The 15,078-nt window shown below is 54.5% G+C and carries 13 protein-coding genes; 8 read left to right on the top strand and 5 right to left on the bottom strand.

The window, feature by feature from the left end:
- The first annotated feature begins 438 nt into the window (after positions 1-438).
- Positions 439-1,338, top strand: a complete 900-nt coding sequence (locus ACNPM8_RS01330) for a NaeI family type II restriction endonuclease (RefSeq protein ID WP_448939097.1) — start codon at positions 439-441, stop codon at positions 1,336-1,338.
- Between the two features lie 5 nt (positions 1,339-1,343).
- On the opposite strand, the gene ACNPM8_RS01325 is transcribed toward ACNPM8_RS01330, so the two are convergent.
- Positions 1,344-2,480 (bottom strand): DNA cytosine methyltransferase, encoded by a 1,137-nt coding sequence (locus ACNPM8_RS01325; protein ID WP_448939096.1) that lies wholly within the window; start codon positions 2,478-2,480, stop codon positions 1,344-1,346.
- Between the two features lie 273 nt (positions 2,481-2,753).
- Between ACNPM8_RS01325 and ACNPM8_RS01320 the strand changes: the two genes are divergently transcribed.
- The 5 genes from ACNPM8_RS01320 (at position 2,754) to ACNPM8_RS01300 (ending at position 8,640) form a co-directional block, all read left to right on the top strand.
- Positions 2,754-3,830 carry a nucleoside hydrolase gene (locus ACNPM8_RS01320; RefSeq protein WP_448939095.1) on the top strand — a complete coding sequence of 359 codons (1,077 nt, stop codon included), beginning with the start codon at positions 2,754-2,756 and terminating at the stop codon, positions 3,828-3,830.
- Between the two features lie 120 nt (positions 3,831-3,950).
- Positions 3,951-4,757, top strand: coding sequence for an ECF transporter S component (locus tag ACNPM8_RS01315; RefSeq protein WP_448939094.1), 807 nt, complete (start codon positions 3,951-3,953; stop codon positions 4,755-4,757).
- Entirely contained in the window at positions 4,678-5,526 is an 849-nt protein-coding gene (locus ACNPM8_RS01310; protein ID WP_448939093.1) for an energy-coupling factor transporter transmembrane component T family protein, read from the top strand. Before ACNPM8_RS01315 ends, ACNPM8_RS01310 begins: the two co-directional genes overlap by 80 nt.
- 2 nt (positions 5,527-5,528) lie before the next feature.
- Complete coding sequence (locus ACNPM8_RS01305) at positions 5,529-6,914, top strand: ABC transporter ATP-binding protein (protein ID WP_448939092.1); 1,386 nt, start codon at positions 5,529-5,531, stop codon at positions 6,912-6,914.
- Positions 6,915-7,164: 250 nt separating this feature from the next.
- Positions 7,165-8,640 (top strand): ATP-dependent nuclease, encoded by a 1,476-nt coding sequence (locus ACNPM8_RS01300; protein WP_448939133.1) that lies wholly within the window; start codon positions 7,165-7,167, stop codon positions 8,638-8,640.
- A gap of 52 nt (positions 8,641-8,692) precedes the next feature.
- Here ACNPM8_RS01300 and ACNPM8_RS01295 read toward each other — a convergent pair whose 3' ends face one another.
- The gene (locus tag ACNPM8_RS01295; RefSeq protein WP_448939091.1) at positions 8,693-8,815 is read right to left on the bottom strand and encodes a hypothetical protein; all 123 of its coding nucleotides are present in this window, start codon (positions 8,813-8,815) and stop codon (positions 8,693-8,695) included.
- Between the two features lie 794 nt (positions 8,816-9,609).
- Here ACNPM8_RS01295 and ACNPM8_RS01290 point away from each other — a divergent pair.
- Positions 9,610-10,362 carry an SDR family NAD(P)-dependent oxidoreductase gene (locus tag ACNPM8_RS01290; protein ID WP_448939090.1) on the top strand — a complete coding sequence of 251 codons (753 nt, stop codon included), beginning with the start codon at positions 9,610-9,612 and terminating at the stop codon, positions 10,360-10,362.
- Between the two features lie 211 nt (positions 10,363-10,573).
- Positions 10,574-11,647 (top strand): alkene reductase, encoded by a 1,074-nt coding sequence (locus ACNPM8_RS01285; protein WP_448939089.1) that lies wholly within the window; start codon positions 10,574-10,576, stop codon positions 11,645-11,647.
- Positions 11,648-11,730: 83 nt separating this feature from the next.
- Here the strand turns inward: ACNPM8_RS01285 and ACNPM8_RS01280 are convergent, their stop codons facing one another.
- The 3 genes from ACNPM8_RS01280 to ACNPM8_RS01270 form a co-directional block, all read right to left on the bottom strand.
- Positions 11,731-13,017, bottom strand: a complete 1,287-nt coding sequence (locus ACNPM8_RS01280; protein ID WP_448939088.1) for a type II toxin-antitoxin system HipA family toxin — start codon at positions 13,015-13,017, stop codon at positions 11,731-11,733.
- Positions 13,014-13,667, bottom strand: coding sequence for a helix-turn-helix domain-containing protein (locus ACNPM8_RS01275; protein ID WP_448939087.1), 654 nt, complete (start codon positions 13,665-13,667; stop codon positions 13,014-13,016). The genes ACNPM8_RS01280 and ACNPM8_RS01275 overlap by 4 nt, the downstream gene beginning before the upstream one ends.
- A 674-nt stretch (positions 13,668-14,341) precedes the next feature.
- Positions 14,342-15,004, bottom strand: a complete 663-nt coding sequence (locus ACNPM8_RS01270) for a GntR family transcriptional regulator (RefSeq protein ID WP_448939086.1) — start codon at positions 15,002-15,004, stop codon at positions 14,342-14,344.
- Between the last annotated feature and the right edge of the window lie 74 nt (positions 15,005-15,078).

The following is a 15,078-nucleotide window of genomic DNA, read 5'->3' as shown; positions in this document are numbered from 1 at the left end:
AAGACCGAAGCAGTTATTTAGGCGAGGCTACTCTTTACATTAGTACCTTTCGGATTTCAGTAGCGCCTAGATGTTGCGGTGCAGGCGAAACTCTGCAACTTCGGTTGGTTAGAACACCGACACCTTTTCTTGAATGTATCCAATGTGACGGTAGGCTAAATTACGTGGGGAATTCTTGAGAAATTGACCATTTGAAGAAATCGATAATGCCACGCCAGGGGAAATCACATGACGCTTCGTGTTTTAGTGGAAACATAATTCCTTATCTTTTGTTTTAATGACTTGGACTAGGATGTAATGTGTTTTCTCTGCGCCATGAACCGATGATTTTTAGGTGTGGTGAGTAAAATTCTGCGAGTTTCTATTCAATGAGACGGAAGATATACGGAACGATAGGTGATCGTGGCTAGAAGGAAAATATTGCTCCCCATTGGGAGCGTGTGCATCGGTGATAGAGACAATGAACCTCATGTAGCGGAGGACCCGAAAAATGACGCAGATCTTCAGGCTGTATTTCGATGGTTGAGTTCACGGCCAATTGAAGAAAAACTAACTACTGCAGTCAATGACGCCATCGAGTATGTCCTTGATGGTGCGCGAACATGGAGATTTGATCTGGATAGCCCAGAAGTGGACTCGGACGAACGGGCATCTCTGGGTACTAAACTCCAGTATCGTGTGTTGGCCGCACTTAACCTTAAAAAGTTGCCGCCGCTCGACACTATGATCCTCGGAATCCCTGTTGAATTGAAGGGAACTGTCCGTTCCAATTGGATGATTCCGAGAGAAGGTCAATGTCAGATATGTCTATTGATCAAGGTGGATTCGGCCAATGACCGTTTTCAAGCATTTCTTATGCGCACGCATCGAATATGGTTGAACGATGGTGGAAACCAGGATCAAAAACGTACGATCGTTGCGGAAGCAGTCCGTTCTTACGCGCTACCAGTTGTCCCGTGGACTCAGCTCCCTCCGAATCCGTTAAAATTGTTAAATGATGCGGAACTTTCAGTTGTTTTTGACTTGCGTTTTGGAATTATGAAGAGAGTAACCGCCCTGTTCGGTTTTCTGCCAGATGTCGTAATTCCGCGTATTGCACTGGAAACCGTCGGGGCTACAGCTAAGGACGTCGCCCGTCGTGCTCGTCAGGCAAAACAAGACGTTTTCTCAGAACATGGACTTGTTGTTTTGATTGGCACCTGGCCAGCTCAGCGCAGATTAGCAGCTAAACACGGCTTCGATATTTCGAATGAAGCTTGGATTGCGCTGAGTCCAGAGAGTCTTGGGAATGATTTCGAACTAGCTTTGAAACTTTCTCGCGAATCAGGAAAGAAATAATTTCTTCAGCTTATGTATGGCTTGATATGGCGTGCAATAGCCCTAGAGAGGCCAGAAGGTACTGCATTACCAATTTGCTTCGCGATCGCAACCTTGGTACCTACCCACCGATAGTCTTCGGGGAAATCCTGCAGAAGGCTGGCTTCGTAGTGTGTTACTACTCGGTTGACAGTTTTTTGGGGATCGCCCTTCACCCATTTTGAGCCTGACTCTTGCCGAGAATCTCCCACCCATTGAGGATGTAGGTAGGCACCCTTCTCTGGTTTGAAGAATTCGGTACGGATTGTGTGGGATGGAAAATCCCATCGCATCCGTCCCATGACGTCTGTAGTTCCCGTTGGCTTCTCGCGCCAACAACGCGGAAGTAGGTCTGTAGGCAGGTTAAAACGTCCCCCACCTGGTGGTACGTAGGAATACCGTTCTAATGAGAGCGGGCGGGGCTCACGACGGAAATGTATATCTAGTTTGCTGTAGATTCCTGGCATGGATTCGCCAAAGAATTCTGTCGTTGATTTACGCAGATCTACAGTCTCTGGTACGAGGGGGAGCCCATGGATCCTGTCTCTTACAGTTCGCCATGGAAGAAGTCCGGATCCATCGATGGGTTCGCGAGCATGCGTGGGTTCCGGTAGGGAAATTTTTCCTACACGCGAACCGATTATGATCGTTCGTTTACGGCGCTGAGCCACTCCGTAGTCGGCTGCATTTAGTACAGCGTAGGAGATTTCGTAGTCCTTCAATATGCCGTGCTCAACCTCATTCAGCAGCATCTCGAACTCTGGGGACTTGCTGAATCGGTCAACATTCTCGATTACGAAAACTTGAGGGTTGGCCTTTGTGATGAACCGCATGTACTCGCGCCATAACTGATTTCGAGGATCATCTAGACGCTTTAGGCCCAAATTTGAAAAGCCCTGGCATGGGGGGCCTCCGATTATTAGGTCTGCTGAGGGGATCTCTTCGTCTTTGACCTCAGCAATATCACCGGCCCGCACATGCTCTTCACCGAAATTAGCCGCGTAAGTGGCGGCTGCATATTTGTCCCACTCAACGGCAAAGATCGGGTCGAAGCCTTCTTGTGCGAACCCGATTGTCATCCCGCCGCAGCCCGCGAACAAGTCGATCACCGTAGGATTTGTCATGTCTAGCAGTTTACCTTTATGCACCGACAGTTCTAACGGGTGTGTAAGTGACGTTCCCGACCCGTGGATCTGGGATCGGTGCTTCTGACGATTGCGTGTGAGGTAGGGTCAGACGAAAACGATCCGACGTGAGAATGAATTACAAAAATTCTTCTGTCCTTGGCCGTAGAGGTGTTGATCGAAATCATAGCTCGTGACTGGCCTCGAACAGTTCCGTGGGGTCCGAGATAATGGGCTTGTGAGTGTAATAATTGTCGTAAGTAGAATTTTGGAATGATTGGAATTCAGATGGTGATCCCTGTCCATTTGCTTGTGGATTGCGACACCGGCATCGACGATTCTCTTGCGTTGGCCTACCTCTGTTCCCTCGACCATGTGCAGATTGAAGCAGTAACTAGTACCCCAGGCAACGTCGATGTCGAACGAGTCACTGCAAACAATCTGGCTCTGCTAAGACTTTGCGGCAAGCCGAATGCACCAGTGTTCAGCGGCGCGAGCGAGCCTCTGGAAATTCCGTTGGTGACAACGCCAGAAACCCATGGCCCACAAGGTGTTGGTTACGCGACCCTCCCAGACCCAGGTTCCGGAGTTTCTGATGACGTGGACGCCGTCGACTATTTGATTGAATCCGCCCGCGCGAACCCCGGGGAACTTACCGTTCTACTCATTGCCCCGTTGACCAACTTCGCGTTGGCTCTCCGGCGCGAACCGAAGCTACCATGGCTGCTACGCAAAGTCGTGATCATGGGCGGTGCTTTCTATTACCAGGGAAACACCACTCCCACTGCCGAGTGGAATACTCACGTAGACCCGCACGCTGCCAAAGAAGTATTTGCCGCTTACTCGCGCGCAGCTGATCGAGGCATTGAGTCCGTGAAACTACCTATCGTCTGTTCGTTGGGCATTACCGAACGCTTCGAGATGCAGCCGGAATTCCTCACCATACTGGCCGAAGAAGCAGGATGCGAAGAACCAGAATTGGTCCAAGCTAGCGACGTTGAAGGCACGCTCAGCAAAGCATCCAACCCGCTTGTTCGCTACCTTTCTGATGCCTTGCGGTTCTACTTTGAGTTCCACCGGCACCACGACCAGGGCTATATTGCCCACGTCCATGACTACTTTGCGGCTGGCATCGCAGCAGGAACTTTGGAGTACAAAACTCGTCCAGCCGCCATCGATGTCGAGACCGAATCAGAATTGCTGTTTGGAACGACCGTTGCCGATTTCCGTGGCCTCTGGGGTAAACCGGCAAATGCACATGTGGTCTCCGAAAATGATCCAAAGACGGGTTTTGAGGAACTGGTTAAGCGCCTAGGTGCGCTGGCTAGAAGACTGAAAGTGGATTCTTAAGCGCTCAGGCTAGTGGGCTAGAATCGTCTACCGGGTCGAGGTGACATAGACCCGCAGCTCGCGCGCGCCAGCCTGAAATCTTGGTGCGCAGTCATACTCGTACCTCAGGACTGGATTATCATGTCATCAAATCTTCTTTTGCCCGAAGAATCATCGTCGCAAACCCTACGCCGCCGGCTCTTGGCTATCGTGGGAACCTTAATCCTCGTCGTGACTTATCTGACCCTGATCGCTACACAGCCTATGGGTATCGTCGAGGGATTGGGACAGGGCGTTGCCCTTGCTACCTTTGCCGCGTATTTCATTGCAGCCGTTCTGCTCTTGCTGGCGGTATTGCCTGACCTTCCTGTTTCCACCTTGACCTTGATCCCAGTAGCGCTGGCATTGAATATCATCCTTGGCCAGTTTGTGGGTTCGGTGATGGTTCCCCTTTACCTTGATTCCATCGGCACGGTCATCGTCGGCTTCCTCGCCGGGCGCCGTGCTGGAGCCGCTACTGGTGTGCTGAGCACCCTGGTCTGGTCCCTCTTTGCACCAACTGTTCTTCCATTCGCCGCTGGTGCTGCACTGGTAGGTTTCCTTGCCGGAACTGCAGCACGCTTCGGTACGCTGCGCCGGGCCTACTTGGCGCCGGTTACTGGCCTGGTTACCGGTGTGCTGGTTGGCGTGCTCTCTTCGCCGGTCGCTACCTTCGTTTACGGCGGCACCTCGGGCATTGGCACCGGCGTCGTCGTGGCCGCATTCCGCTCCATGGGCGACTCATTGCTCTCGGCAGTTACCAAGCAGGCACTTATTTCGGATCCAGGGGATAAGGCTGTGGTCTTCTTGATTGCTGCGCTGCTGGTCTATGCACTGCCAAAGCGCACGAGCCACAGCTTCGCCTTCGTCCGCCGCTACCGAGTCTTGGGCGCGGGTGTCAGAAAGTAATCAATTCTCCATGCCCCGCACCATCAAACTTCATCCATTCACTATCCTGGCCATAGCCGCGGCAGTCGTGTCAGTGACGACTGCAGCTAACATATGGTGGATGGGTTGCGCTGTCATAGGTCTTTGCTTGCCCATTGGGCATTGGACGGGGCATCTGAAACAGTTGGTAGCCCTCGGTGGTGCCATGTTGCTGCCAACGTTCATTTCCTTGCTGTTGATTCATGGAATATTCTCCCGAGGGTCGGCACCTGCTATTGCCACGTGGGGACCACTACGAGTGACCGTCCATGGCTTAGAAGTGGCAATGGCTTTGGGTCTTCGAACTGCGGTTCTCGTGGTGGTGGGGCTGCTCTGTGGGTTACTCATCGATAAGCACCAACTGGTGGCTGCCATCGACCTGTCGCCAGTGCCACCACAACTGGGCTACCTGCTGGCTGCGACACTCTTCTTGCTGCCGCAGATGTCCGAGAGGCAACGGCAAATTGGTGAAGCGCAAACGTTACGCAGCGCGGGCACCGGAACGGGTCTGACGGGGTGGCTCCAGCGCGTGGGCCTACGTACCGTGCCACTGGTTCTGGCTTCAATGCAGGATGCACAAGACCGCGCCGTGCACCTGTCAGCGCGAGGATTCCCTGCAACTGGTCGCCGTACCCGGTTGCGTATCGTCCCCGATTCATCACTGCAGCGCGGAATCCGATGGGTTGCTCTAGCCTGTGCCGTGCTTGGGCCGGTGCTGATCTTGCTTCCCTCATGGATAGGGGGACACTAGACATGGAACGAAAATTCATAGAACAGTCCATCGCCGTGTTGGCCTTGGAACTGCGAAGCTTCTCCTACAGTGATTCCTCCGAGAGCATCCTGCGAGACATCGAGTTTGAGGTTCAGCCCGGATCGTTGAACGTAATTTCCGGTCACTCAGGCTCAGGTAAATCGACTCTGGGGGCAATCATTGCGGGTCTGCTTCCTCGTCACGGAATGGACAAGTTTCAGGGCGCCGTAAGTGTAGGCGACACCCGGATCGAGTTTTCGGCAACTACAGCGCCTCGCATTGATATCGCCCAATGGGCCAAGCGCATAGGTTTTCTGCCACAAGACGCAGGGCATTACCTATCGGGAATCCGCGGGACTGTCGCCGAAGAACTTTCCTTCTCCCTGGAGAACGTGGGATTGCCACGCGAGCAGATGCGCCAGCGGGTTACCGAGCTTGCTCAACGGCTGCGTTTGGAACACCTTTTTGAGCACCACCCGGAACAGCTTTCCGGCGGGCAAGAGCGACTAGTCGCGCTAGCCGCCCTGTCCATCAGTGAACCGGATGTCCTGGTACTCGACGAGCCACTAACAGGATTGGATCGCCAAGCCACCACGTTGGTTTCAGAAATGATCAATCTTTTGCGTGCCCAAGGAACGGCGCTTGTGGTCCTTACCAGCTCTAACCGGTTCTGGGCGCAAGGAGCCGACGCGCTCTGGTCGCTGGAGCAGGGAACCTTGCACCGCGTCCGGCCCGCAAATATGCCAGGCCATGTTAGAGGACGTGGACACCTCAGGCGGCCTGCGACGGATAAGTCTCGCGTATTGCTGAGCATGGAATCCGTCAAACTGGCCTACCCAGATTCCGCGCAAAGTGCAGTTCAAGACTTGGATCTCAACGTCCGAGCTGGAGAATGCCTGGGCCTTATGGGGGCCAACGGCTCCGGAAAAACTACCGTGCTCAAAGCCATTGCTGGATTGATGGCTCCCGTTTCTGGATCACTGAACACCTCGGTGACATCGGGTCTCTTGCTTCAAAATTCTTCGGACCAGCTCTTCGAGCGCACGGTTCTTCGGGAAGTGTCTTTTGGCATTCCCAGGACGAGCACTCTGCGCGAGCGGATTCCAGCAGTCCTGGAACAGCTTGGTCTTGAGTCTTACGTTCACACCCACCCCTATGAATTGCCAGCCTCTGCACGCAGGCTGGTTGCCCTGGCGACCGTACTGGTACGCGAGCCAGAATTACTGCTTCTTGATGAACCTACGGAGGCCCTGGATGAAGCCGGTGAAGCGACACTTAAGGAGGTTATTGGTTCAGTGCTGGCACGTGGGGGAGCGGTCATTCTTTCCACACATAATGAGAAATTCATGGAACGAGTGACCCATCGGGTGCATTCCATGCATCAGTAGTGGCCAAGATGGCAAGTCGGGTTGGGCACTGCGGAAAGACAAGCCGAAAAACTGGAGCTTCTCGAACGCATCATTGGCAAGTCTGACTTGCGAGACCTCTTCGCGTCTCTGAAACAGGTCGCAGAGCGTCTGCGTACGCGCTTTATGACAGTGACCGCAATATCACGAGCCGATACTGTCTTAGGCGCTTGATACTCTCGGCTTTGAAGCGCTCCCCTATCGGAGGGGTGCAAGAACAAGCGGAGTGGGTATGTATATTAGAAGCGTCTTAGTGGAGAACGTCAAGAGTTTTCGCGAGAAACACCGGTTCGAACTGCATCCTGGTGTGAACTTTTTCGTTGGTGACAACAACAGTGGCAAGTCGACAGTGCTGGAAGCGCTACTGTTCATGTTCGAAGGTCCTTCTTCGACAAGATGGACGCCCGAGAAGTTCTACTGCAATCAAGCTACTGGGCCGACTCGAGTTGAAGTCGACATCGCCGACGGACTTGATGATCTGGTCGCGCAGGAGAAGTTCAAAGTGCTTTCGGACTTCGTCTTTGAAGACGATGGGCAAATGATTCTCCGTCTGGAGCGCAGCAGTGAGTCCCGCACTGTAGTTCAGGGCGGCAAAAATAAGAGCATCGACGTGAAGGCCGTCTGTTTCTGGCACCCTGAGCGCCAGCAATTCGAAAATGTGACCGGTATTGACGCTAAGGTCAAGGCGATCTTCGATTTCGAGGCAGTCTGGGCGGATGCTCAACCAGGCGACCATATCGACTTCGCAAACACGAAAACACTAGGGCGCTTACTCGATTCTTCGTTCAAGCAGTTTGTTGAAACAGAGCCTTGGAAGGCTCTCGCGAAAGCGCACAAGAGAGCATTCGCGCTAGACGAAGAAGACTCGTTCATGGCCGAGACTAAGGCGCTGGCAACCGAAATTAAAGCACTAGTTGATGACCAGTATGGGAAGGCGGATTATCGCTTCGATTTTGGGCTTCCAGATGCTGCAGTCTTCATGAAGCAAGGCCGCCTGCACGTGGACGACGGTGCGGGCGAGACCCTAGTGGAAGGCAAAGGATCGGGCATGCAGCGCGCAATTGCTTTGGGGATAATCCAGCTCTACGCTCGATCATCCGCACTCGCCGATGATAGCAATCCGACCCCTCTTGTGCTCATGCTCGACGAACCCGAAACTTGGTTACATCCGAGCGCGCAGCTCAAGCTCGGAGAAGCCCTCAGTCAAATCGGCACGCGCGAGCAGGTTTTTATTATTACCCATTCTCCCTACCTGATTAGGAAATTCGACTCGAAGAGCCACATGCTCACGGTGCTCGCTGGTCACGGAAAAGACCGCCGCGTTGACCACTCAACTAAGTTCGGGCTTTTCGGGCAGGGGGAACCGACCTGGGGAGAAATCAACTACCGGGCTTTCGATGTATGTAGCAATGACTTCCACAACGAGCTATACGGCCATGTGCAACGACATATCGAAGCGCAAAAAGCTGACGGCAAGTCGGCCACAGAGAAAGAAATGGATCTGTTTTTGGTAGCCGAAGGCATCGACAAGGCGAAGACGTGGGTCCGAAATCCCAGGGTGCGCTATCCGGCGACTCTCCCGGTTTACGTGCGCAACTCGATCCATCACCCTGAGAACAGTATGAATCTATCGGTGACCGCAGAGGAGCTGCACAATTCCACACGGGTCCTTTTGGGAGTAGTTGAGAGGATCAATGCGCGGCCATAACGAGCTGTCGATGGGATGGTGCTCGCCGCCCTAGTCGAGCACCATCCGCTTTCTACTCGCGGGCTGAGGCGGTCAGATGCATCATCTGCTGCTGATACGTGGAAGCGTCAATCTCGCCGTCATCATAGCGGCGCATCAGTTCGTCGATCGCTGCTTTTAGTTCTTCGCGTTCCATTTGTTCGTGCCCTTCCGTCATTTCACTTTGAATTATTCAATGATCTCGTTTTCGGCTTCACACCAGTGGGCGCCCGCGTGGCCGGGCCCGAGCCGGCAGAAGCGACCACCAAGCTTTTGACGGCCGTGCGGGAAGTACAAAGCGTTGCACCAAATATCAGAATCAGACATTACTACTCATTCCTGGTAGGGGGCGACTGGACTGCTAACGATAAGTTCTCGGGTGTACGAACCGGGTTCAACTGAGCCGTGTTTTAGACACTGTACGGAATTCATGATTGGTTGTCCGCCTTCGGCATTCGGGGGTAGAGACAAGTTGGCTGGCGCGAGGATGGTATTCTTTTCTTCTTCGTTCAAGGGTAGACACTGGAAACGAACCTGCGCTCATAGAACTAGTGCGTATAGCAAGTCAGGCGATTACTGATGCGTGAAGTGAATCAGTAGCCTTTGTAACGACACATCAAACGCCTCGGAAGTGTATAGAAGCTGGCAACAAGCTACCAGGCAACCTTGGTGGTGACTCCTGCATTTGGGTTTTGTAGCGTGCAGCGGCTCCGCATTCTCGGCTGCTAGCTACGGTTGCGCTCCTCACATTGGTTGGTCAAGGTAAAGATTTGCCGAATCTTAGAAACATTAATTTGGCCACACCTACGTGGATAAGGCACATCAAGTGTGATGAAGCAGGCAAATTTTTGATTGACACGTCATCGACTTTTGAAATGGTTCGGAGTAGCATCCAAGGTATGAGGCCAACGGAAATCCCGTGACCATCTTGAAACGGAAAGTGGGTCCATCATGGCTCAGTATGATGTAGCAGATCGTTCGGCAGTAGTCACCGGCGCCGGTTCGGGCATCGGCCAGGCTATCGCCATCCTCTTAGCCGCCAACGGAACCAAAGTGGTGGTCCAGGACCTCAATGCCGAGGCCGCTGGCGCTACCGTGGAAACCATCAAGGCCGCAGGCGGAGAAGCTGTAGCTGTTGCAGGAGATGCCAGCACTTCGACTGTCATCGACGAAACCATCAAGGCCGCCAACGCCATGGCTCCATTGAAGATCGGCGTCAACAACGCAGGCATCGGCGGCCGCGCCGCCAAGGTGGGCGAGCTGACCGACGAGGACTGGGACAAGGTCATCTCCGTGAACCTCAACGCCGTCTTCCGCGGAACCCGCGCCCAGGCCAACGTCATGAGCGAGAACGGTGGAGGGTCCATCGTGAACATGGCCTCGATCCTCGGCTCGGTGGGCTTCGCCGGCAGCTCCGCCTACGTTTCCACGAAGCATGCCGTGGTGGGCCTGAGCAAGACTGCCGCCGTGGAGTATGCGACCCAGGGCGTGCGCGTGAACAGCGTGGCCCCGGGCTTCATCGACACCCCGTTGCTGCAGCAGATGCCCAAGAAAGCCCATGACGCGCTGGTCGACAAGCACCCGATTGCCCGCCTGGGCAAGCCGGAAGAAGTGGCCGCGCTCGTGGCATTCCTGGCCAGCGATGCCGCGTCCTTTGTGACCGGCAGCTACCACCTGGTTGACGGCGGCTACACCGCCGTATAGCCCATCGGATCAAGCGGATGCGGTGCGGAGCTGTGCCGCATCCGCTGGTTTATTGCTCCTCGCAAGCCCTCGAATCCAAGCAATGAGCGTCAGACTATTCCAATGCTTTGAAGCCGTTAGCCAGATCACGTTCTTGGCTGAAGTGGAATAAGTTGCTGGCGAGGTTAGTTACGCTGTGCAATTACAATTTCCACTTCAGGAGCCCCATCCCATGGATCTGTTTTCCCCTCTCGCCCTCGGCGACCTCAAGCTGCCCAACCGCCTGGTCATGGCACCGCTCACCCGCTCGCGTTCGGGCAAGGACGGCGTGCCCAACGCCGATGTAGTCGAGTACTACCGCCAGCGCGCATCCCTGGGCCTGATCGTCAGCGAGGGCACCTACCCGAGCTTTGCCGGCCAGGGATTCGTCCGCCAGCCAGGCCTGGTCACCGAGGAGCAGATTGTCGGCTGGAAGAAGGTCACCGACGCGGTGCACGCCGAAGGCGGCCTCATCGTTGCCCAGGTCATGCACGCAGGACGGGTCACCCACCCGGAAACCACCGGTGTTGGCTACGTCGAGGCGCCCAGCGCCATCGCGGTTGAAGGCGAGTCGCGCACCTACACCGGCAAGCACGCGTACCCGGTTCCGCATGCCCTGGCCACCGAAGAACTCCCGAGGATCATCGAGGAATTCGTTGCCGCTTCGCGCAACGCCATCGCCGCCGGATTCGACGGCGTGGAGCTCCACGGGGCCAACGGCTACCTGCTGCACGAGTTCCTGGCGCCTTCGGCCAACACCCGCACCGACAACTACGGTGGCTCCCCGGATAACCGGGCCCGCTTTGTCATCGAAGTCGTGACCGCAGTAGCCAACGCCATTGGCGCTGGCAAGACCGGCCTGCGCATTTCGCCGGAACACAATGTCCAGGGTGCCGTGGAAAACGATCGTGCGGATGTGCTGGCTACCTACACCGCGCTGGTCCAGGGCATCGCGCCACTGGGCCTGGCCAACCTGAGCATCCTGCACCATGACCCAGCCGGCGAGCTGGTCCAGTCGCTGCGCAAGGCCTTTGGCGGACCGGTGCTGTTGAACACCGGCTTCGCGGAGATCACCACCTATGAGGAAGCCGCACGCGTGGCTGCCGAAGGTTGGGGCGAAGCGGTTGTCGTGGGCCGCCCTGCGATTGCCAACCCGGATCTGGTGCGCCGCTGGAAGGAACAGCTGCCGCTGAACGAACCAGATTTCGCGACCTTCTACACTGAAGGTCCCAAGGGCTACATCGACTACCCATTCTGGGAGAACTAGCCACTAAAACTTCTGACTTAGTTTAGATGAAGCCACCGCTTCCGTTCGTAAACGAAAGCGGTGGCTTCTCCATATCCAGCGAGCTACACGTCATGCTCTAGAAGAGTTTGAGTTGTCGCACAGAGATGTTCGACCTTTGGATAAAGCTTGCTCGGTAGTTCGCTGTTGCCTATGGCCTCGGATTCATTTTCGAAAACTCCTGCCATGGCGATAGGCAGAGCGTACGTCATCGCACTCACTGTCATCCGCAACCACTCTTCACCTATTTTTGCTTCACGAGCAAATCTTGACCAATGCTTTGATGAGACTCTCCCGAACTGTCGCTCCCCCCCGATGGACATGGCGGCCTTCCGCAATCCATCGTTTTTCTTCGGAAAACCGTCGTTACTAACGTGTTCGTAGGGCAAGCCAGATGCGATGTCATAAAATGGCGCAAGCTGCACACGGCCATCAGGAAGATGGAGTATCGAGTAGTTCTTGCCGTGTGCGTCGGGAGCTCCCAGAAGGTAATTTCCTATTAGGCCCTCAATGAATTTTTGAACTTCAGTTTCAGGAGCACGAGCTTCTCGAAGGGTCTTAATGATCTTGAGTGCGCTGGGTCCTCGGTTCGACTCGTACTTGTTTGTAGGTAAGGTCGAAGTGGCCTGGCAGAAGTCTTCTTGATGGACCCGATAGACGTTGTTTCCCTCAATAAGCCGATCGTACCGTTTCACCACGATTGTCGATTGCCCGTCAAACTGCGTGAAGTTGGTTTCGGCAACTTGTAATCCCATGCGTCCCAAAGTCTTCAGACATAGGTGCTCATTGAGTGCTTGATCTCGAAAATCTTGGATGCCGGGCTTGAAAATGTGGGTTGTCGGTTCGCTGCCGGTGGCTTCATGCCATCCGTCCTGCCATCTCAAAGCGAATTTGCTTTGAGCTCCAGCTAGTGACCACCGTTCACGACCGACAGTCCACGATCCTTTCGGAGACGAAGATAGAACCCTGATGCGTTGACCGATTTCATTGTCGTTGCAAGCCACGAGTTCACCCGCGGAACGCGTTAGCTCGTCAATTTCATCCGGCCGTACGAACTGCACTGCGCCTGCACATTCAAACCCAATATGCTCAAGTAAGGCGAAGGGATTCTTTGCCGAAATGCCAAAGTCATCAGCGAACGACTGACGGACAGCTTCGCCTTCCGGAATTAGCCCCTCGATGAACGGATCAGTAATAGAGCGCTGGTAAGGGGTCTCTCGATAGGGCATTGCCAGGGATAATCTGGCTTGTCTAGAATCTTGTGGGACGAATTGAAATTTTCTGTTACCAGAATGATCTTGTTGAAGGATTCCGACAGGCTGCCCGTATAAAAAGGTCACGAGTTCTTTCATCGCGGGCCCTGTTCGTTGTTCTCATCTTTATTGTCCGGTTCATTGCATTCGTCATTATCAAGAAGTGCTTGATCCTGCTCGCTTTCTACGTCGTTCGCGGTACTTGAGTTGCGATCGAAAGTCGAAGCATCTGAACTAGGCACCCCTTTTCTAAGGGACTGTTGCAACGCCGATTGACCGAGATCGGACGCGGCTAGGTTTCGGATGCCTGTTTGGATGCGCAGTTCTTTGGCGAACTTTTGGAATGAGGATTCGCCGAGCCCCGATGCGGCTAGTTTTCGGAAGGCCGATTGACCTATGTTCGAGGGTGCCAATCTTGGGAAAGAGGACTGATCCAAACTCGAGGCATTTCTAATTGCTTCCGACGCGGCCGGAGAGATACGAGCTATCGAATGGTAGCGGTCTTCATCTGATGACTCGATTTCGAGTTCAGCATTGAAAGAAAGATTTATTGATATCCCGAGTGCTTCAAAGGTATCTAACACCTTGCCGAGTTCAGCTCTCGTGCGTACACCCTGCTCCAGGCCTATAAGCCATTTGCGCGAAACGCCTGCGCGGTCGGCTAGGGCTTCTTGAGTGAGGCCGAGTTTCATCCGGGCATCATGCACGAATGCTCCGAGTTCCTTTTGGGTCGAAACGTCGCGATTCATGAAACCTCCTGTTGTGCACGTATATACACATTATTATAAGTGAACGTACGTGCACAATCAAGAAAGTGAACGTACGTGCACTTTTACGAAAGTGTACGTTTGTTCACTTTAATTAATGTGAATGAACGTGCACTTAGGCTTAGGTCACTGAACAACAGGGAGGTCTCAATAGCGAAAGCTTTTGCGTCAAATCGCTCTTGATGAGCTTTTTCATTTGCGCAAAGTCCAAGTCATCTCGATCGCTGAACTTCAGCACCGGAGAAGATATGAGGATTTTCGGCAGTCAGAAGTGCTCTTGGTACCTCAAAATAGGGGAGCTGAACGCAGGCCAGGCGTAAAGAGAGCCGGCTATGGGTCCCTCCAAAGCGATGGTATGAATTTCCCTTACTATCAGTTTCTTAGAAAATGATAGTAAGGATCCGTGTTGATATCACTTTCCGCTTGGTGGTTCGTGGTGGCGACGTAACCAGTCGAGGGGCAGCACGTGGAAAAAGGCGCGGATCAACGATCCCGTCCGGCGTCATTGTCAGGGGCGACTGAACGCTTTGTTCGATGAACGATCCGGCTTTCCCAGACCGTATCCCCGTAACCGGTACAAGTCCAGTTGGGCCCCGCCGCATCGAGGCGTAACACAAACACCTCGAGGAGCGAGATGGGCAGACCGCAGAAGATTCCTATGAGCCCATCAGCGTCTCGGCGGCAATGCGCATATGCTCGGAGATTTCCGCGCTCACCGCGGCGCTGTCGCCAGCTTCGATGGTGTCCACCAGCTTGAAATGGCGTGCGACATCCATATTGCGCACCCCGCGTTCGTAGCCGCCGAACATGATGGACATGCGGATGGAGCCCTCAAGCTGCTCCCAGGCATGCAGCAGGGTGTCATTCTCGGACAGTCGGCACAGGGTGCGGTGGAACTCGAGATCCGCTTCGATCCGCTCCTCGATTTCATGGCCCGCGAGTTGCTCCATGGTGCTGACCGCGGCGCGCAGCTGCGCGAGCGCATCGGTAAGGTCTTCGCGCTGCAGCAGCGTCGTTGCCGCCAGGGTTTCCAGCGAGGCGCGGACCGAGAAGATGTCATGGATTTCCTTGTTGTCCAGGTGGCGAACGGACAGCCGTCCGCGTTCTCCGGCGGACACCAATCCCTCCTGCTCCAGCTGGCGCAAGGCTTCGCGCAAGGTGCCCCGGCTGATCTGCATGGACGCGGACAGCTCGGTTTCCACCAGGTGGGTTCCCTGCTGCAATTCGCCGGTGGTGATGGCACGGCGCAACGCAATCAGGGCCTGCTCGCGCAGGCTCTTCTTGCGAAGTCCTACCAAGGAAGAATCGGCGATGGCCATGGAGCACCCCTAGGGATTGGAATTCAACTGTCGATTGTTAACTGTTGATTTTAGCGCCTTGGGGGGGGCAGTGC

Source organism: Glutamicibacter sp. AGC46 (assembly GCF_053543715.1).
The sequence above is the reverse complement of the archived record's forward strand: the minus strand, read 5'-3'. Positions and strand labels throughout refer to the sequence as shown.